Raw genomic sequence first — 19,048 nt, 5'->3', positions numbered from 1 at the left:
TTTGTTATGCCCCGCTTTGCCGCCAACCTGTCCATGCTCTACAACGACGTGGACTTTCTCGACCGCTTTGCCGCCGCTGCCCGCGACGGCTTCAAGGCGGTGGAATACCTCTTTCCCTACGCCTACCCCGCGCAAGAATTGGCCACACGGCTGCAAGCCAACGGCCTGCAGCAGGTGCTGTTCAATGCGCCTCCCGGCAACTGGGACGCGGGTGAGCGCGGGCTGGCCTGCCTGCCGGGGCGTCAGGCCGAGTTCCGCGAAGGCATTGCCAAGGCCGTTGAATACGCCCAGGCCCTGCAATGCCCCCGCATCCACGTGATGGCCGGGCTGGTGCCCCAGGGTGCAGATGCGGCCACCGTGCACGCCACCTACATCGCCAACGTGCGCTACGCCGCTGAGCAGGCTGCGCCGCACGGCATCCAGATCCTGCTGGAGCCCATCAACGGCCGCGACATGCCCGGCTTCTTCCTCAGCCGCCAGGACCAGGCCCACGCGCTGATCGCCGAGATCGGTGCCGCCAATGTGAAGGTGCAGATGGACCTGTACCACTGCCAGATCGTGGAAGGCGACCTGGCGATGAAGGTGCGCCAGTACCTGCCCACCGGCAACGTCGGCCACTTCCAGATTGCCGGTGTGCCCGAGCGCCACGAGCCCGATGTGGGCGAGATCAACTACACCTACCTGTTCAAGTTGCTGGACAACCTGGGCTACGACGGATGGATTGGCTGCGAATACCGCCCCGCGCGCGGCGCCGCCGCCCACGCCACCAGCGACGGGCTGGGCTGGCTCAAGCCCTGGCTGTAAGAGCCTGTTTACGATCTCGCAGGGGATCGTGAACAGGCTCTAAGCCCGTTCTGCACCACAGTTGCCGCTGTGCGCCAGACGCTGGTGCAGCGCGCACCATGGTGTGGCGCGCAAGGGTGTTCGGGTATAGCCCATACGACGGGATCGCATGGCACAGATCCTGCAAATACGCCGGCGCCAAGAGTAGAAGCGTTCAGCGGCCACCGCCCGGAAATTGCTCTTGAAGCATGCAATGGACTGACGCCACCACGGGCGCGCAGGACTGTGCGTCTTCAGGAGGCCGCGGCCCCCACCTTGCAGCCCCAGCGCCCTGTCGGTTGATTGCATGCACCCCGTTCGGAGGGGTGTGAAGCCTGGCTTTTCACTCCGCCGTGGTTATCCGCCAACGACCAGGAGTGCTCCAACATGCAACGCCGTTCCCTCATCCGCGCCACTGGCGCCGCCGCCCTGCTGTCTGCCGCACCGTTTGTGCGCGCCCAGGGCAATCTGCAAAAGTTCAAGTTCAACCTGGGCTGGAAGGTTGAGGCCTCGGGCGCGGGCTTTTTGCTGGCGCAGCAGCGCGGCTACTACAAGGATGCAGGCCTAGACGTCACCATCGACACGGGCAACGGGTCTGCCTCGGCCATCAGCCTGGTGGCGGGCGGTGCGTATGACGTGGCGTCGGCCGACCTCTCGACCATGATCGAGTTCAACACCGCCAACCCGCAGTCCAAACTGGCAGCGGTCGCCATCCAGTACGACCTGAACCCCAACTCGGTCATGGTGCGCAAGGATGGCGCCATCAAAAAACCCGCCGACCTGGCGGGCAAGACCATCCTGGGCCAGCCCTTCAACGCCTCGCGCAAGCTCTTTCCTGCCTTTGCCAAGGCACAGGGCTTTGATGGCAGCGGCGTGAAATGGGAGAACGTGGCGCCCGACATTGGCGACACGCGCTTTGTGAAAGGCGACTTTGACGCAGCGGCGTACTTCTTCTTCACCGGTCTGCTCAACCTGAAGGCGCGGGGCCTGACGCCGGATCAGATCACGGTGTTCCGCTTCTCGGACTACGGTCTCAAGTCCTACGGCAACGGGTTGATCGCCAACGCCAAGAGCATGCAAGACAACCCGGATGCCATGAAGGCCTTCCTCAAGGCCACCACGCGCGGCTGGATCGATGCCATTGCCGACCCGCGCGCCGGCGCTGCCGCCATCAAGGCCCGCGAGCCCCTGGCCCATGAAGAGATCGAGTTCGAGCGCCTGCAGCTCATCGTGGACGGCACCATGAAGACCGCCGAGACACGCGCCAATGGCTGGGGTGCTGCCACGCCTGTGCGCCTGCAGGCCACCATCGATGAGACCGTGGCGGCCTTCGGCCTCAAGAGCAGCCTGGCGGTGGCCGACATCTGGACCGACCGCTTCCTGCCCGCAGCCGCAGACCGTAAGCTCAAGGCCTGACCCGGGGAAAGCCATGGGCATCCCCCTCATCGACCTCAGCGGCGCCCTGCAGCCGGGCGCACCGCGCAGCCCTGCCGTGATGGCCGTGGCCACCCAACTGCGCCAGGCCTGCATGGGCGTAGGGTTCTTCTACGTGCACCACCACGGCGTGCCACAGGACGTGATTGCGCGCCAGTTTGAATTGGCGCAGCAGTTCTTCGACCTGCCACTCGCATCCAAAGATGCGATTTCGCTGCACCACTCACCCGCCATGCGGGGCTACGAAAGCCTGGGCGGGCAGACCCTGGACGCAAATGCGCGCCCGGACCTCAAGGAGAGCTTCTACTGCGGGCTGGATTACGCGGCAGACCATCCGTACGTGCAGCGCGGCTACCACTCCTACGGCAGCAACCAATGGCCAGAGGGGTTGCCCGAGCTGGCCGCCCAGAGCCGCACCTACATCGCCGCCATGCGGCAACTGGCCCTGCGGCTGATGCAGCTGCTGGCTGTCTCGCTCGACCTGCCCGAGGACTACTTCGACCACACCCACCAGAGCCCCATGCTCACGCTGCGGCTGCTGCGCTACCCGCCGCATCCTGAAAGCGCCGATGCACTCACCTTTGGCGCGGGCGAGCACACGGACTGGGGTGCCATCACCCTGCTGGCCCAGGACCACCATGGCGGGCTGGAGGTGAAGCTGCCCACCGGCGAATGGGTGGCCGCCACACCCATCGAGGGCGCGCTGGTGGTGAACCTGGGCGACATGATTCCGCGCTGGACCAACGGGCTGTACCGGTCCAACCCGCATCGCGTGCGCAACGTGCACAGCGGGGGCGCACCGCGCTACTCCATTCCGTTCTTCTACACGCCCGACTACGAGGCCCAGGTGGTCCCCGTCTCCACCTGTGTGCCTGCCGGTGAGGCGCCGCGCTTTGCACCCTGCACCGTGGGCGAGCACTTGCAAGCCATGTACCGCAAGACCTACGGCCTGGGTCAGACCACCACATCCACCTCCCCAGCCATCGCGGCGGTGATGGCATGAGGCTCTGGTTCAACCTGCTGTGCCAGGACATCGAGGCACAACTGCAGTTCTATCAAGGCCTGCTGCAGTTGCCCGAGGCGCCGGGGACGCGCTCGGCCATCTACCGGGCGGTGGAGACCGAGCATTTCCAGCTCGGCTTCAACGCCCCCGAGGCCTATGCCCTGCTGAACCTCGCCGACCGGCAGCCTGGCGCAGCCTTGCAGTCACCCCGCAGCGTGACAGGCTACGCCACCTTCATGCTGGACATGCCAGATGCCGTGGACGCTGCCAGCGAGAAGGCAAAAGCTCTGGGCGGGCAGATCATCAAGCCACCCTACGCCACCTACTACGGCCAATGGCAGGCGGTGCTGGCGGACCCGGAGGACAACGTGTTCCGGGTCAGCGCTGTGGGCGTGCCCCGCAACGTTGCTTGAGCCGCCCCTACCGGGTCAGGCCAACAACGGCGGTGCCCGCCAAAGCATGAGCGGGGTGAACCAACGCCCACCCCTGCGCCATCCATCGCGCCTCAATAGGCCTTGAAGTTGGCCGCCACCCGCTGGTTCAGGTAGTCGCCGGCGGCAATCGCGGGGTACTTCTTGCCCGGCCCTTCGATGATGGCATCGCGGTTGGCCTGGGCAAAGAAGGCGATGCTGTAGCGCGGCCCCATGTACTCGCCGGGCAGCGGGTTCTTCACGCGGTGGAAGTTGCTGGGCAGTTGGTCGTCGCTCCAGCGCATCAGCATGTCGCCGATGTTGCAGGTGATCGCCTGCTCGTCGGGCTCCACCGAGGTCCAGGCCTGGGTGTCCATCTCCTTGCCCGGGCACACCTGCAGGCCGCCCTGGCCCTGGCGCTGAAAGAGCAGGGTCAGGCAATCAAAGTCGGTATGCGCCCCAGCGCGCCACAGGCCCAGGTGGGCTTGCTGCTCGGGCGGGGTCGCAAAGTAGTGCAGCAGGCGCAAGGTGCTTTGGTAGCTGGCCTGCGCAGGGTCGTGCGCGCGGGCAAAGAAGGCCTCGTCAAACCCCAGCTTCCACGCAAAGCACGACAGCACCTGCATGGCCACCTGCCAGCACTGGCCTTCGAAGGCGAGCATGGTGGACTGAAAGCCCGCCAGCTCCTCGTCGGTGGGCCACAGGCCCGCCATGTGTGGGCGGGTGATCTGGTACGACTCCTTCTGGTCCGGCGTGCCGGTGGAGGGGCGCACCTGCGCGCGGCTCTCCCAGCCCACATTCAGCGCTTTCTTGAGCGGGTACTGCGCCTTCACGGCGTCGGGCAGCGAAAAGAAGCGCTCGGTCATTGCAAAGGCGTTGTGCACCTCGGCCAGGTCAATGCCGTGGTTTACGATCTGGAAAAAGCCAACATCGACGGCGGCGTCCCACAGCTGGTCGGCAATCTCGGTCTTGCGCTGCGCAAAGTCGCTGAGGTCGATACGGCGGATTTCGCGGCTCGCGGTTTCCGAGCCCATCGCGCCCATGCGCGTTTCTTTTTGCAGCTCGGCGAGGTCGTAGGTGGCAGTGGTGGTCATGCAGTTCTCCTGAAGACAAGTGGAAGGAAGAAAGGCCCTCCCGCTGGGTGCTTCAAGAGTGGGTGGCACCGCCTGCAGCGGCCGTCCTTTCAACCCTTGAAGCCACGATGTGCCAACGCACACCGCTGTGCGCACAGCGGGCTTCAAGAGCAATTTCCGACTGGCATCGCCCCGTGCAGGATGGCACTGGGGGCAACGCAGTGAACGCTTCTACTCTTGCCAAAAGCGATGCAAGAAGAATGCCCACAGCACCTTGCTTGTGTATCCACGCAGGGTGAGAGCGCTTGTGCACAGCGCATCAAAAGCCATGCATACATGTCACTGATTGTGATTGGCATGCCAAATGCATAGCGCCCTGCACCACAACGGCGGGCGTGCAGACAGTCCGGCGTTGCACAACGACAGCCACCCACCCACCATCGACGGAGACACCCACACCATGCACGCGCTCATGTCTGCCCCCCCCGCCAGTTTTGACGACCCCACCCCCATCAACGACACCGACGGCACCTACCTGCGCCAGGCCATCGCGTGGTCGTGCACGGCCCGCGCGCGCGGCAACCGCCCGTTTGGTGCGGTGGTCATCAGTGCCGAAGGGCGCCTGCTGGCCGAGGCTTACTGCAACACCACCGAGACCGGAGACTGCACGGGCCACGCCGAGACGAATGCGGTGCGCCAGCTCAGCCCGCGCGTGGGGCGCGATGCCCTGGCCAAGGCCACGCTGTATTCATCGGCCGAGCCCTGCGTGATGTGTGCGGGCGCCATCTTCTGGTCGGGCATTGGGCGCGTGGTGTTTGGCATTGATGCGGAGCGCCTGCGCGTCTTCCGGGGCGAGCGGGCCGAGCAGCGCGACGCCGAGCTGTCGTGCCGCGACGTGTTTGCCGCGTCGCCTCACGCCATCGAATGCATTGGCCCGGCACTGGTCGACGAGGCCAGCGCGCCGCATATCGGGTTCTGGAAAGTCTGACCCGTTGCTGCGCGGGCAGAATCTGCAGCGCACACTCTGCCATCCTCCGTCAGCCATGCCCCGTACCCAAGCCATGACCGAATCCGAAGCCGAAGCCGCCTCCGGCGCGCTGCTCAGCCGCGCCAAACAGGGCCGCGAACGCATCCTCGCAGCGATCCGCGATGCAGCCATTGCCGAGTTCAGCCGCCATGGGTTCAAAGGGGCATCCACCAAGGCCATTGCCGAGCGTGCGGGCCTAACCAAGCCGCAGTTGCACTACTACATCAGCAGCAAAGAGGAACTGTATGAAGAGTTGCTGTACTCGGTGCTCAACGGCTGGTCGGGTGCCTTCATCTTTGACGCCAACAGCAACGACCCCAAGACGGTGCTGAGCAGCTACGTGCGCAAGAAGCTCGACTACGCGCTGGACAACCCGGGCCTGTCGCGCATCTTCACCACCGAGGTGCTGGGCGGTGGGCGCAACCTGGGCAAATACTGGCCCGTGGCCGTCAAGTCCACCCAGCAGAAGGTGGACCTCATCCACCGCTGGATCGCCGAAGGCCGCATGCGCGCCGTCAACCCCACGCTGCTGCTCATGCAGATCTGGGGCATGACGCAGCACTACGCCGACTACGGGGTGCAGGTGCACATCATGCTGGGCCTGGCGCCCGACGAGCCCATCGACCGCGAGCCCATCGTGCGCGAACTCACCAGCTTTGTGCTGCTGGGCTGCGGCCTCGCACCAGACTAAAGCCCAACGCCCATTTCTGGGCGTGGTACGGGCACCAAACGGCCTGCGGGGGCGTGATGCGCACCAGCAAGCGGCGTAAATCCGTCGCGATAAGGCCGCGTTGATCCACCACAAAGACGTTTGACGGGTTCTTGTGGCTGGCACAGCCTTTGCAATAGTTTGACCAATCGATCAAATCACATGGTCAAACAATGCAGACAGCCCCTGACACCGCCAGCGCCACCCGCACAGAACACACGTTCGAGCTGATCCTGCAGCGCAGCCAGATGCGCTTGCCTGTGGGCCCCGGCGAGAGCATGGCCGACGTGCTGCAGCTCGCTGGCGTGCCGCTGGAAACCCTGTGCGAACAGGGCGTGTGCGGCACCTGCGTGACCCGCTGGCTGGAAGGCGAACCTGACCACCGCGACAGCTGCCTGAGCGCTGCAGAGCAAGCCACCCACGTCGCCGTGTGCTGCGCACGCAGCCACAGCGCCACGCTCACCCTGGACATCTAGGTCTATCCCACGCACCCGAAGGACACCCGCCATGCGCATCCTCGTGATCTATTGCCACCCGGTAGAGACCAGCTACAACGCCGCCCTGCACACAGAGGTGGTGCAGCAGCTGCGCGGCGCGGGCCATGAGGTGGACGACTGCGACCTGTACGCCGAGGGTTTCAACCCTGTAATGACCCGCGAGGAGCGCCTGGGCTACCACGAGGTGCCCAGCAACCAGTTGCCCGTGCAGGGCTATGTGGACCGCTTGCTCTGGGCCGAGGCAGTGGTGTTCTGCTTTCCCACCTGGTGCTTTGGCATGCCGGCGATGCTCAAGGGATTTTTCGACCGCGTGCTCATGCCCGGCGTGGCCTTTGACATCAGCGACCCGCACAACGTCAAACCCTCGCTCACGCACATCCAGCGCATCTCGGCCGTGGTCACCTACGGCCGCCCACGCTGGACGGCGCTGTTCATGGGCGACCCGCCACGCAAGTCGATCACCCGCTACATGCGCCTGCTCACGGGCGGCAAGGCGCGGGTGGACTACCACGCCTACTACCACATGAACGTGGCCACACCATCCCGGCTCGCGGCATTCAAGGCCCGCGTGGGCCAGGCCATGGCGCGCTTTGCATAAGAAAGCGTTCTAAGGACCACGGCATGCACGCATCCAACACCCCCGACCACATCCTGCGCGCCCGGTTGCCGCGCTGGCTGCTGCCCGCTACATGGCCGCAGCAGGGCCACCAGCCCGCACTGGCCGACCTGCACCTGGCCCAGGGCCGCATCGTGCAGGTGCTGCCCTATGGCTCCCAGCCAGCGCCCCACGGCACGGTGTGGGACGTGGCAGGCGCGCTGGTGCTGCCCGGCCTGGTGGATGCACACACCCACCTGGACAAGGCCTTCACCCTGCCCCGCATGGGCGTGGTCAAACCCGGCCTGCTGGGCGCCATCGAGGCCATGATGGTGGACCGCCAGGGCTGGACCGAAGCCGACATCCACGCCCGCGCCAGCCGCGCGCTGCAATGGGCCTACGACGCGGGCACCGTGCACCTGCGCACCCACTGCGACTGGTGGGAACCTGACGCTCAGCCACTGGCCTGGAACGTGTTGCGCGCACTGGCGCACGACTGGGCCGACCGCATCACGCTGGAGCGCGTGAGCCTGATCCCCCTGCACCTGTACGCAGACCGCAGCGCGGCCCTGCGGCTGGCCGCCACCGTGGCTGCGAGCGGCCCTGGCGCCTTGCTGGGCGGCTTTGTGCATTCCACCAACTGGGACCCGCAGGCGCTGCGCCATCTGTTAGAAGCCGCACAACACCACGGGCTGAACGTGGACCTGCATGTGGACGAAGAACTGCACCCCGGCGCCCAGGGCTTGGCAACCACGGCAGCACTGCTGAAGGAGCTGCGCTTTGAAGGCCATGTGGTCTGCGGCCACACCTGCGCGCTGGCTGCACAGGACGAAGCCACCGCCCTCGCCACGCTCGACGCCGTGGCGCAAAGCCCCATCACCCTGGTCACGCTGCCCATCACCAATTTACTGCTGCAAGACGCCACCACCGGCCGCACACCGCGCCAGCGTGGCCTGACGCTGGTGAAGGAAGCGCGCGCACGCGGCATCCCCGTTCTGGTCGCCAGCGACAACGTGCAAGACCCGTTCTGCCCCGTGGGCAGCTTCGACCCGCTGGAGGCCCTGGCCACGGGCGTGCTGGCGGCGCAGCTGGAGACACCTTTCGACCAATGGAGCGAATCGCTGTGCCGCAGCGACTGGCTGCGCACCGGCCCCACCGCGCTGCCCCTGCAGCCGGGCGCGGTGGCTGACCTGCTGGTTTTCACGCAGGCCGACCACTGGGGCTTTCCATCGCGCACACAAGGCGCGCAGGGCCGCGTGGTGCTGCGCCAGGGCCGCGTCGCCAACGGCCATGCACCGGCTGCCTGGCATGTGCCCACCACCCAAACCGCAAGGAGCCTCGCATGAGCACCGCATCTGCCACTGCCACCGCCCCTGCACCGGGCATCGCCCAGCCCCTGGCCCGCTACGCCGCATGGCGCCGCGCAGGCGACTTCATCTACCTGAGCGGGATCATCGCCGTGGACCCCGCCGCCAGCCGCATCGTGCGCGGCTATGCCGACATCCCCGACGAGGCCGCCACGCTGATTGGCCGCACCGGCGAGTTCAGCAGCGACATCAAAGAGGGCCCCATCCTCGCGCAGAGCTGGTATGTGCTCGACCGCATCCGCCAGACCGTCGAGGCAGCGGGCGGCCAGATGTCCGACGTGTTCAAGCTGGTGCAGTACTTCAAGAACCTGGACCACTTCCCGCAGTACAGCCGCGTGCGCAAGCTGTTCTTCCCCGGCGAGCCCCCCGCGTCCACCGTGGTGGAAGTGAGCGGCATGTTGCCCACGCCCGACATCCTGATTGAGGTCGAAGCCACGGCCTATCTGCCACAGCGCTGATCCACCCCCAACACCCTCACGAAAGTCTTTCATGCTGCACGGCTACACCCCACCCCACCGCTACCTGCCCTACCTGAGCTGGACCGAGATCGCCGACCTGCCCGACAAGGAAAACACCGTCATCGTGCTGCCCACGGGTGCCACAGAGCAGCATGGCCCGCACCTGCCCTGTGCGGTGGACACCGTCATCAGCGCAGGCGTGGTGGGCCATGCGCTAGCGCGCCTGCCGGCTGAGGTGCCCGCGTTTGCGATGGCCCCCATCACCTACGGCAAGTCCGAAGAGCACCTGCACTTCCCCGGCACCGTCACGCTGAGCGGCGAGACCCTGCTGGCCACCATGAACGAGGTGGGCGAGTCGGTGTACCGCGCGGGCTTTCGCAAGCTGCTGTTCGTCAATGGCCACGGCGGCCAGCCGCAGGTGATGGAGATGTGTGCACGCGAGCTGCGTCTGCGCCATGGCGACTTCATCGTGGTGCCCAGCTTCACCTGGCGTGTGCCGCACGTAGCGGGCCAATTCCTCTCCGACAAGGAAAAGAGTCTGGCCATGCATGCGGGCCACGGCGAAACCGCACTGATGCTGGCACTGGCCCCCGACACCGTGCACATGGAGCGCGCGGTGGTCAACTACCCACCCGTTTTTGATTCGCCCCTGCTCTCGCCCGACGGCCGCCCGGCCTGCGCCTGGAGCGCCCGCGACTTCGGTCCCAGCGGAATCATTGGCGACCCGCTGCCCGCCACGGCCGAGCAGGGCCACGCCATCCTGGAATCGCTGGCCGTGAGCTGGGCCGCCGCCATCACCGAGCTGCACAAGCTGCAGTGGGCACCGCGCGCTGAGCCCACCTGGGGCCGCGCCCATCACACCGGCCACATCGAGCACCCGTCCGCACTGGCCTGAAACCTGCGAACGCCACTGCCAATCCTTTTCTCCTTTCCCTTCGTTGTCCCTTCGTTCCACCTCCACCCCCTACCGGAGTACCACCATGATGAAGACCGCCTCCCGCCTTTCCAAAATTGGTGCAGCCGCCCTGCTCGCTGTGGGTGCCGTCGGCACCATGTCGAGCACTGCCCAAGCGCAAGAGAAGTTCACCTACATGACCAACTGGTACGCGCAGGCCGAGCATGGCGGCTTCTACCAGGCGGTGGCCACGGGCCTGTACAAGAAGTACGGGCTGGACGTGACCATCAAGATGGGCGGCCCGCAGGTCAACATCGTGCAGATGATGGCCGCTGGCCAGGCCGAATGCGTGATGGGATCGAGCGACCTGCAGATGATCCAGATGCGTGAAGGCGGCGTGCCCGTGGTCAACGTGGCCGCGGTGTTCCAGAAGGACCCGCAGGTGCTCATCGCGCACGAGGACGTGAAGAAGTTCGAAGACCTCAAGGGCAAGACCATCCTGATCGCATCGTCGGCCCAGCGCGGCTACTGGCCCTGGCTCAAGGCCAAGTACGGCTTCACCGATTCGCAGACCCGCCCCTACACCTTCAACATCCAGCCCTTCGTCGCCGACAAGAACAGCGCCCAGCAGGGCTACCTGACCTCCGAGCCGTTTGCGATTGCCAAGGCGGGCGTCAAAGCCAACACACTGATGTTCAGCGACCAGGGCTACCCCGCCTACGCCACCACCATCTCGTGCATGGAAAAGACGGTGAAGGACCGCAGCGCCGCAGTGGCCTCGTTCGTGAAGGCGTCGATGGAAGGCTGGAAGAGCTACCTGGCCGACCCGGCCCCCGCCAACGCGCTCATCAAGAAAGACAACCCCAACATGACTGACGAGCAGCTCGCCTACAGCGTGGCCAAGCTCAAGGAGATGGGCATGGCGACCGGTGGCGACGCAGCCACCATGGGCATCGGCATCATGACCGACGCGCGCGCCAAGGCCAGCTACGACTTCCTGGTGGACGCCAAGCTCATCGACCCCGCCAAGGTCAAGCTGACCGAGACCTACACCACCGCCTTCGTCAAAGACCTCAAGGTTCTGCCCTGAGCCCTGACAGCCCTGAAACAGCGGCCGGTGCGCAAACCTACCCCCGCCCGGCCGCATCCATCGAAAGGCGACCATGACATCCCCCGCTGAATCTCCGCCGCTGGCACACGCCCAGGCACCGCTGCCCCATTACACGCCCGCCGTGGAGGTGCTCTCCGCCGAAAAAACCTACCCCAACGGCACGCAGGCCCTGTTGCCGGTGGACCTGACCATTGAGGAAGGCGAATTCGTCACCCTGCTCGGCCCATCGGGCTGCGGCAAGAGCACGCTGCTGAAAATGGTGGCGGGCCTGCTGGAGCCCACCGACGGCCGCCTGCACCTGTGGCGCAAGCCCGTGGCGCAGCTGGACGAAAGCGGCAAGAAGATGGCGTTTGTCTTCCAGTCGCCCACACTCATGCCCTGGGCCAGTGTGCAGACCAATGTGCGCCTGCCGCTGGACCTGGCGGGCGTGCCGCGTGCTGAGGCCGATGCGCGCGTGACCGAAGCGCTGGCGCTGGTGGGCTTGTCCAAGTTTGCCAACGCCCTGCCCCGAGCGCTGTCGGGCGGCATGCAGATGCGCGTATCGATTGCGCGCGGCCTGGTCACCCAGCCCGACCTGCTGCTGATGGACGAGCCCTTTGGCGCACTGGATGAAATCACGCGCCACAAGCTCGACGCCGACCTGCTGGACTTGTGGCGCAAGAAGAAGCTCACCGTGATCTTTGTGACGCACTCGATCCACGAGGCGGTGTTCCTCTCCAGCCGCGTGGTCATGATGGCCGCGCGCCCCGGCCGCGTGGTCGAAGAGTTCCGCATCGACGCGCCCTACCCCCGCACGGCCGACTTCATGGTGTCGCCCGAATTCAGCCGCTACGCCAAGCTGCTGCAGGACAGCCTGCTGCGCGCCAGCGTGGACACCGAGGAGACCGTGGCATGAGCACCCCCTTCCCTTCCGCACCGATGGCGTCGCCGGTGGTCACCGCCCATACCGCAGCCGCCCCGCGCTCAGCGCCTGCACCAGTCGCTGCCAAACCTGCCGCCAAGGCCACACCCAAACGCCCGCCGCTCATGGCCCAACCCCGCGTGCAGCGCGTGGTCTACCCCGTGCTGGTCGGCCTGGTGCTGATCGCGCTGTGGCAGGGGCTGGTCACGGCCATGGAGCTGCCGCCCTACCTGGTGCCCTCGCCCATCCTGATGATGAAGACGCTGTTCACCGACTGGGCCGCACTGGGCGGCTCGCTGTGGGTCACCGTCAAGATCACGGTGCTGGCCTTTGTGGTGGCCACGGTGGCGGGCGTGCTGATCTCGTTCCTGTTTGTGCAGAGCAAACGCATCGAGACCGCACTCTTCCCCTACGCCGTGCTGCTGCAGGTCACTCCCATCGTGGCCGTGGCGCCGCTCATCATCATCTGGGTGAAGGACCCGACGGCCTCGATGGTGATCTGCGCCGCACTGGTCGCCCTGTTCCCCATCATCAGCAACACCACGCTGGGCCTGCGCAGTGTGGAGCCTGACCTGCAAAGCTACTTCCAGCTCAACCGCGCCACGCGGCTGCAAACGCTGCTGCGCCTGCGCATCCCCAGCGCCCTGCCCTACTTCTTTGGCGGGCTGCGCATCTCCAGCGGCCTGGCGCTCATTGGCGCCGTGGTGGCGGAGTTTGTGGCGGGCACCGGGGGCCAGGGTGCCGGGCTGGCGTACCAGATCCTGCAGGCAGGCTTTCAGCTCAACATCCCGCGCATGTTTGCTGCGCTGCTGCTGATCTCGCTCACCGGTGTCGCGCTCTTCGTGCTGATGGCATGGCTCACACGCGTCGCCTTGGGCGGCTGGCACGCCAGCGAAACGTCGCACGACTAGACCTTTCACCCCCATCGCCAACACACCGCGCGCAGCCACTGGCGCGCGGCACGGGCTTCCTTTTGCCCAAAACGGCCACCAGCGGCCAAGGAGATACCGACATGACCACCACCGCCCAACAACTGCCCGACCTGCTGCCCGACCTGGACTGGATCGCCGACCCGCTGCGCGTGGGTCGCCTCTCGCAGGACTTTGCCTGGTTCAGCCCCGTGCTCAAGCGCGACCTGGCGGGCAAGCGCGGCGACATCGCCGTGCGCCCGCGCACCGAAGCAGAAATCCGCCAGGTGGTGGCCGCCTGCGCCAGTGCGGGCATTCCCCTCACCGTGCGCGGCAGCGGCACCGGCAACTACGGTCAGAGCACGCCGCTGCACGGCGGCGTGATCCTGGACCTGTCCGGCTACAACGCCTTTGGCTGGGTGCGCGGCGGCGTGGGCCGCGCGCAGTCGGGCATCCGGCTGGCAGACTTCGACGCGCAGGCCAAGCCCCAGGGGCAAGAACTGCGCTGGCTGCCCAGCACCTACCGCAGCGCCACGCTGGGCGGGCTGTTTGGCGGTGGCTTCGGCGGCGCTGGCTCCATCAACCACGGCCCGTTGGCCGCGCCCGGCAACGTGCTGGCCGTGCGCGCCATGACGGTGGAGCCCGAACCCCAGGTCATCGAACTGCGCGGCCCCGAGGCCATGCTGCTGCACCACACCTACGGCACCAACGGCATCGTGCTGGAGCTGGAAGTGGCCCTGACCCCCGCCGTGGAGTGGACCGAATGCATCGCCACCTTCGCGCAGTTCGATGCGGCGCTGGAGTTTGCCGACCGCTTTGGCAGCGCACCCGGGCTGGAGAAAAAAGAGGTATGTTTTGTAGCCGCCCCCATCCCGCAGTACTTCACCAGCCTGGCCGAGCACCTGCCCGCCAATCAGCACGCGGTGCTGCTGCTGGTGGCCCCGCACTCCGAGGCAGGCATGCGCGACATGGTGGCCCAGCACGGCGGCCAGGTCACCTACCGCAAGACGGCCGACGAAGTGGCCAGCAGCCACAAGACGCTGCTCGAATACACCTGGAACCACACCACCCTGCACGCCCTGAAGGTGGACAAAGGCCTGACCTACATCCAGAGCGGCTTCAACCCCATGCACCGGCTCAAGCAAGTGCGCGCACTGGAGGCCGCGCTGAAGGGCGAGGTGATGATGCACCTGGAGTTCTTGCGTACCAAGGAAGGCGCCTTCAATTGCAGCGGCCTGCAGATCATCCGCTACACCACCGAGGAGCGCCTGAACCAGATCATGCAGATCTACCGCGACCACGGCGTGCAGATCAACAACCCGCACGTGTACATCGTGGAAGACGGCAAGCAGAACCACCTGGACCCGGCCGTGGTGGGCATGAAGCGCCGCTTTGACCCGCAGGGCCTGCTCAACCCCGGCAAGCTGCGCAGCTGGTACACGGCCGAACCCACAGCCCCCGTGCAGACACCTGTACGCCAAACAGCGTAGAGAAAACGGGTGGCGCGTGTCGCACCCACGGGCCTCTACCGCTTACCTGCAGGGCATAATCAGCTACTCATTTAGTAGCAAACCATCGAAACATGCCCTGGCACGCCCGCCTTCAGCTCGACTACACGGCAGAACATAGCGCCCGCACGGTAGCCCGCTACGAGCACAACGGGCCGCTGCGCATCCTGCAAAGCCTGTACCCCGAGGGCGACGCCATCTGCCACAACGTGCTGGTGCACCCGCCCGGCGGCCTGGTGGGTGGCGACACGCTGGACATCACCGCCACCGTGGGCCCAGGCGCCCACGGCCTGGTCACCACGCCCGGCGCCACGCGCTTTTACCGCTCCACCGGCCCGCTGGCACTGCAGCGCAGCCACCTCACCCTGGCTGAAGGCGCACGCCTGGAATGGCTGCCGCTGGAGGCGCTTTGCTACAGCGCCTGCCATGCTGAAAACCACCTCACTTTGAACCTCGCCCCCGGCGCCGAATGCATCGCCTGGGACGTGACTGCGCTGGGCCTGCCGCACGCGGGCCAGCCGTTTGAACAAGGCCGCTTCACCCAGCACCTGGAAGTGCCCGGCCTGTGGCTGGAGCGCGGCGTCATCGACGCCGCCGATGACCGGCTGCTGAGCAGCCCTTTGGGTTTGGCAGGTCACCGCTGCACGGCCAGCATGTTCTTTGCCGCAGGCACGCCCCTTGACCGCACCCGCCGCGACGCGGCCCTGGACGCCGCCCGTGCGGTGATGGATCAGCACCCCCAGGTCAAGGCCACTGCAGGCGCCACCAGCCCCAACGACCGCATGGTGGTGGTGCGCGTGCTGGCGCCGCAGGTGGAGCCCGCGATGAGGCTGCTCAAGGCCGTGCGGGTGGTTTGGCGGGAGGTGTTGTGGGGGTTGGAGGGGGAGGCGCCCAGGATTTGGGCGATGTAGGTGGGCCGCGTGAGGCGGCGCATGTGGCCGACGACAATCCGGCTGAATTGAAAGGTTGTATGGACGCCCTTTTTGAACTGATCACGATGTTGGCGTTTCACTGGCGCATTGGACTCGCGGTGCTTTTTGCGCTGATTTCAGCCGTCTTTTTGGCTATCAACATCAGTTGGTTCACCGGGTGGTACGGCGTTTTGCTAGTGATATTCAGCTTTGGCGCAGGGCTGATTTGGGAAAGCGCCCCCAGGGATTGATTTCGAAAGCCGATGATTTCCAACATCCGCGTAGGGATTGGCATCTACTGCCGAAAATCCCCCTTCTGCCTGACCATCTGTTTGAGGTTCTTGAGCTTTCGAGGGGCACGCTCCGTCCACATGATTTCCGCCCCATCTCCCAGCTCTTCGTAGATAGGCAGGACATCAGTGATACCTACCAACCTCCATTGAACAGGTACACCTTCGGGCCCACCCTTGTAGGGTTTCGAGTTCTCGCGAGCAACCGACAGACCCTTTTGATGGGCTTCATCGAGGTTTGACGCACGTACAAGAACGGTGTTTTCCCAAGACAGGAATCGAGCTTCATCATCGTCTTTCCTGTCGTCATTCAACTCCACGAAGCGCAGCAGGTAGGAAACCACATACCAGCCCACAGGTGAAATATTCTTGTCGTATCCCATTGAAGAATTCCATGCATGGGGCCGCTACAGCCTGTCAATTGAAATGCTCTGCAGCGGTTTTTTCGGACACCGAACGGTGGCCCCGTTCAAGGCCAACCGCTCGGAGTCCGTGTGTAGTGTGATCCTCAAACCGGCAGTTCTCGCTGGCTTACACCGGCGCCACAGTTGGCACCTTCAGTAAGCCATCGGCCTTGAACATCCCCCGAATCCCCCGCACCGCCTGCCGAATCCGCGCCTCGTTCTCGATCAGCGCAAACCGCACGTACTCGTCCCCCTGGTCGCCAAACCCAATGCCAGGCGACACACACACCTTGGCCTTGTCCAGCAGTTGCCGCGCAAACTCCAGCGAGCCCAGCGCACGGTAGGGCTCGGGGATGCGGGCCCAGATGTACATGCTGGCCTTGGGGCAGTCCACGGCCCAGCCGGCTTCGGTGAGGCCCTTGTAGAGCACGTCGCGGCGGCGCTGGTACTGGGCGGCGATGTCTTTCACGCACTGCTGGTCGCCCTCCAGTGCGGCGATGGCCGCGACCTGCAGGGGGGTGAAGGTGCCGTAGTCGTGGTAGCTCTTGATGCGGGCGAGCGCCGCCACGAGGTCGGGGTTGCCCACCATGAAGCCCACGCGCCAGCCGGCCATGTTGTAGCTTTTGCTCAGGGTGAAAAACTCCACCGCCACGTCCTTGGCGCCGGGCACTTCCATGATGCTGGGGGCGCGGTAGCCGTCGTACACGATGTCGGCATAGGCCAGGTCGTGCACCACCAGGATGTCGTGCTTCTTGGCCAGGGCGATCACGCGCTCGAAGAAGCCCAGGTCCACGCACTGCGCGGTGGGGTTGCTGGGAAAGCCGAAGATCATCATCTTGGGCTTGGGGTAGCTGCCGCGGATGGCCTTTTCCAGCTCGGCAAAAAAGTCCACATCGGGCGCCACGGGCACGCTGCGGATGTCGGCACCGGCAATCACCGCGCCGTAGATGTGGATGGGGTAGCTCGGGTCGGGCACCAGCACGGTGTCGCCCCGGTCCAGCGTGGCCAGCATGAGGTGGGCCAGGCCTTCCTTGGAGCCAATGGTGACGATGGCCTCGGTGTCGGGGTTGATGTCCACCGCGTAGCGGTCTTTGTACCAGTGGCTGATGGCGCGGCGCAGGCGCGGGATGCCTTTGCTGGCGCTGTAGCCGTGGGTGTCGGGCCGCTGAGCCACTTCGGTGAGCTTGGCGACGATGTGCGGTGGCGTGGCCCCGTCGGGGTTGCCCATGCTCATGTCGATGATGTCTTCGCCCCGGCGGCGGGCGGCCAACTTAAGTTCGGCCGTGATGTTGAAGACGTAGGGAGGGAGGCGATCGATGCGCGCAAAACGGCGCTTGCCCTGCGATGCAGACATGCGGTGTGACTTTCACGTAAGCGCCCGGAACCGTCCGAGCGACGTGGCTGGCAGAAAGGCCAGCCCGCGTTCAATGTAGCGCAGAACGCGGTGTTCTTTTCCCCCGCTGCGGCTGTGTCGCGCCGCCGCTACGGTCACACCATGGCGGGTTTCGTGCTCCGTTCACTCGCCATGGACCACGCAAAGATCCCGACACCACCGAGGCCCAGCACCACACCCACCCAGCCGGTGGACGTCCAGCCCAGGCCCGCCGAGATCGCCACGCCGCCCAGCCATGCGCCCAATGCATTGGCAGCGTTGAAGGCCGAGTGGTTGAGGGCGGCGGCCAGGGTCTGCGCGTCGCCCGCCACGTCCATCAGGCGGATCTGCAGCGCAGGGCCGATAGCCACCACCGTGCCCAACAGGAATGTGGCCAGCGCGGCGCTGGCGGGGTGGTGTGCGGCGGGCACAAACAGCGCCATCACCACGATGGACCACAGCAGCACCTTGCCGATCGCGGGCATGAGCGCTTTGTCGGCCATGCGCGAGCCCACCAGGTTGCCCGCCACCATGCCCAGGCCAAACAGCGACAGCACAAAGGGCATGAGTGCGGGCGGCATGCCCGCCACCTCCAGCAAGGTGGGCTTGATGTAGCTGAACACTGCAAACATGCCACCAAAACCGATGGCGCCGATGCCCAGCGTGAACCACACCTGCTTGCGCGCCAGCGCGCCCAGCTCGCGCAGCGGGCTGGCGCCGTGCGATGCGGGCATGGCGGGCACCCACAGGCGCAACATGACCACGGCGGCCACGGCAATCAGCCCCACAAACACAAAGGCTGCACGCCAGCCAAACGCCTCGCCCAGCGCAGCGGCAATGGGCACCCCCACCAGCGTGGCCGTGGTCAGCCCCAGCATGACCCAGCCCACGGCGCGCGCGCGGCGGCCGGGCGGGGCCAGTGCAGCCGCCACCAGCGCGGCCACGCCAAAGTAGGTGCCGTGCGGCAGGCCGGTGAACAGCCGCATGGCGGTAAGTGACCCATAGCCCGGTGCCAGCGCCGATGCGAAGTTGCCCAGCGCATATACCACCATCAGCGCCATCAGCAGCGCGCGGCGCCCCCAGTGGGCGCACAACACGGCCAGCACGGGCGCGCCCACCACCACGCCCAGGGCATAGGCGCTGATGACATGGCCCGCCTGCGGAATGCTCACGCCAATGTCGCGTGCCACCTCGGGCAGCAGGCCCATGATGACGAACTCGCCCGTGCCGATGGAAAAACCGCCCACCCCCAGCGCCAGCACGGCGCGCACCAGGGTGCGGTCGTCGGTGGGGGTGATGTCGTTGGTGGGCAGTGTGGAGGGCAAGGGCGCAGTCATGGCAACAACGGAGGGCGCA

21 protein-coding genes are annotated in these 19,048 nt (G+C 65.9%); 17 read left to right on the top strand and 4 right to left on the bottom strand.

Going from position 1 to position 19,048, the window contains the following annotated elements:
- Window positions 1-6 precede the first annotated feature (6 nt).
- The 4 genes from otnI to ACSQ3O_RS05740 all read left to right on the top strand — a co-directional run bounded on the left by otnI (window position 7) and on the right by ACSQ3O_RS05740 (window position 3,672).
- Entirely contained in the window at window positions 7-804 is a 798-nt protein-coding gene (otnI, locus tag ACSQ3O_RS05755; protein ID WP_436138167.1) for a 2-oxo-tetronate isomerase, read from the top strand.
- A 405-nt stretch (window positions 805-1,209) separates the two neighbouring features.
- Window positions 1,210-2,238: an ABC transporter substrate-binding protein gene (locus ACSQ3O_RS05750; RefSeq protein ID WP_436138166.1), complete on the top strand. Its 1,029-nt coding sequence runs from the start codon at window positions 1,210-1,212 to the stop codon at window positions 2,236-2,238.
- Between the two features lie 13 nt (window positions 2,239-2,251).
- On the top strand, window positions 2,252-3,259 hold the full coding sequence (locus ACSQ3O_RS05745; RefSeq protein ID WP_436138165.1) for an isopenicillin N synthase family dioxygenase: 1,008 nt from the start codon (window positions 2,252-2,254) through the stop codon (window positions 3,257-3,259).
- The gene (locus tag ACSQ3O_RS05740) at window positions 3,256-3,672 is read left to right on the top strand and encodes a VOC family protein (RefSeq protein ID WP_436138164.1); all 417 of its coding nucleotides are present in this window, start codon (window positions 3,256-3,258) and stop codon (window positions 3,670-3,672) included. Before ACSQ3O_RS05745 ends, ACSQ3O_RS05740 begins: the two co-directional genes overlap by 4 nt.
- A 92-nt stretch (window positions 3,673-3,764) precedes the next feature.
- Here the strand turns inward: ACSQ3O_RS05740 and ACSQ3O_RS05735 are convergent, their stop codons facing one another.
- Entirely contained in the window at window positions 3,765-4,760 is a 996-nt protein-coding gene (locus ACSQ3O_RS05735; protein WP_298449960.1) for an isopenicillin N synthase family dioxygenase, read from the bottom strand.
- 451 nt (window positions 4,761-5,211) lie between these two features.
- Between ACSQ3O_RS05735 and ACSQ3O_RS05730 the strand changes: the two genes are divergently transcribed.
- The 13 genes from ACSQ3O_RS05730 (at window position 5,212) to ACSQ3O_RS05670 (ending at window position 15,877) form a co-directional block, all read left to right on the top strand.
- Window positions 5,212-5,727 (top strand): nucleoside deaminase, encoded by a 516-nt coding sequence (locus tag ACSQ3O_RS05730; protein WP_436141080.1) that lies wholly within the window; start codon window positions 5,212-5,214, stop codon window positions 5,725-5,727.
- Window positions 5,728-5,800: 73 nt separating this feature from the next.
- Window positions 5,801-6,457, top strand: coding sequence for a TetR/AcrR family transcriptional regulator (locus ACSQ3O_RS05725; protein ID WP_436141079.1), 657 nt, complete (start codon window positions 5,801-5,803; stop codon window positions 6,455-6,457).
- A 191-nt stretch (window positions 6,458-6,648) separates the two neighbouring features.
- Window positions 6,649-6,951 (top strand): 2Fe-2S iron-sulfur cluster-binding protein, encoded by a 303-nt coding sequence (locus ACSQ3O_RS05720; RefSeq protein ID WP_436138163.1) that lies wholly within the window; start codon window positions 6,649-6,651, stop codon window positions 6,949-6,951.
- Between the two features lie 31 nt (window positions 6,952-6,982).
- Window positions 6,983-7,570, top strand: a complete 588-nt coding sequence (locus ACSQ3O_RS05715; protein WP_436138162.1) for an NAD(P)H-dependent oxidoreductase — start codon at window positions 6,983-6,985, stop codon at window positions 7,568-7,570.
- 23 nt (window positions 7,571-7,593) lie between these two features.
- Entirely contained in the window at window positions 7,594-8,913 is a 1,320-nt protein-coding gene (locus ACSQ3O_RS05710; protein WP_436138161.1) for an amidohydrolase family protein, read from the top strand.
- Window positions 8,910-9,392 (top strand): RidA family protein, encoded by a 483-nt coding sequence (locus ACSQ3O_RS05705; RefSeq protein WP_436138160.1) that lies wholly within the window; start codon window positions 8,910-8,912, stop codon window positions 9,390-9,392. The genes ACSQ3O_RS05710 and ACSQ3O_RS05705 overlap by 4 nt, the downstream gene beginning before the upstream one ends.
- Before the next feature lie 31 nt (window positions 9,393-9,423).
- Window positions 9,424-10,287 carry a creatininase family protein gene (locus ACSQ3O_RS05700; RefSeq protein WP_436138159.1) on the top strand — a complete coding sequence of 288 codons (864 nt, stop codon included), beginning with the start codon at window positions 9,424-9,426 and terminating at the stop codon, window positions 10,285-10,287.
- An 85-nt stretch (window positions 10,288-10,372) separates the two neighbouring features.
- A complete protein-coding gene (locus ACSQ3O_RS05695; RefSeq protein WP_436138158.1) occupies window positions 10,373-11,377 on the top strand; it encodes an ABC transporter substrate-binding protein in 1,005 nt (334 codons plus the stop codon).
- A 73-nt stretch (window positions 11,378-11,450) separates the two neighbouring features.
- Window positions 11,451-12,293 (top strand): ABC transporter ATP-binding protein, encoded by an 843-nt coding sequence (locus ACSQ3O_RS05690; protein ID WP_436138157.1) that lies wholly within the window; start codon window positions 11,451-11,453, stop codon window positions 12,291-12,293.
- Window positions 12,290-13,210 (top strand): ABC transporter permease, encoded by a 921-nt coding sequence (locus ACSQ3O_RS05685; protein ID WP_436138156.1) that lies wholly within the window; start codon window positions 12,290-12,292, stop codon window positions 13,208-13,210. Before ACSQ3O_RS05690 ends, ACSQ3O_RS05685 begins: the two co-directional genes overlap by 4 nt.
- 101 nt (window positions 13,211-13,311) lie before the next feature.
- Complete coding sequence (locus ACSQ3O_RS05680) at window positions 13,312-14,697, top strand: FAD-binding oxidoreductase (protein ID WP_436138155.1); 1,386 nt, start codon at window positions 13,312-13,314, stop codon at window positions 14,695-14,697.
- 92 nt (window positions 14,698-14,789) lie between these two features.
- On the top strand, window positions 14,790-15,626 hold the full coding sequence (locus ACSQ3O_RS05675) for an urease accessory protein UreD (RefSeq protein WP_436138154.1): 837 nt from the start codon (window positions 14,790-14,792) through the stop codon (window positions 15,624-15,626).
- A 23-nt stretch (window positions 15,627-15,649) separates the two neighbouring features.
- On the top strand, window positions 15,650-15,877 hold the full coding sequence (locus tag ACSQ3O_RS05670; RefSeq protein ID WP_146872253.1) for a hypothetical protein: 228 nt from the start codon (window positions 15,650-15,652) through the stop codon (window positions 15,875-15,877).
- Window positions 15,878-15,921: 44 nt separating this feature from the next.
- Here ACSQ3O_RS05670 and ACSQ3O_RS05665 read toward each other — a convergent pair whose 3' ends face one another.
- From ACSQ3O_RS05665 to ACSQ3O_RS05655, 3 genes are all read right to left on the bottom strand, one after another.
- Complete coding sequence (locus ACSQ3O_RS05665) at window positions 15,922-16,299, bottom strand: DUF4288 domain-containing protein (RefSeq protein WP_436138153.1); 378 nt, start codon at window positions 16,297-16,299, stop codon at window positions 15,922-15,924.
- A gap of 148 nt (window positions 16,300-16,447) precedes the next feature.
- Entirely contained in the window at window positions 16,448-17,674 is a 1,227-nt protein-coding gene (gene alaC / locus ACSQ3O_RS05660) for an alanine transaminase (RefSeq protein ID WP_146872254.1), read from the bottom strand.
- 134 nt (window positions 17,675-17,808) lie between these two features.
- A complete protein-coding gene (locus ACSQ3O_RS05655) occupies window positions 17,809-19,029 on the bottom strand; it encodes an MFS transporter (RefSeq protein WP_436138152.1) in 1,221 nt (406 codons plus the stop codon).
- Window positions 19,030-19,048: the final 19 nt, after the last annotated feature.

This window comes from Acidovorax sp. LjRoot74 (assembly GCF_964254355.1).
Classification (GTDB): Bacteria; Pseudomonadota; Gammaproteobacteria; order Burkholderiales; family Burkholderiaceae_C; genus Acidovorax.
The sequence above is the reverse complement of the archived record's forward strand: the minus strand, read 5'-3'. Positions and strand labels throughout refer to the sequence as shown.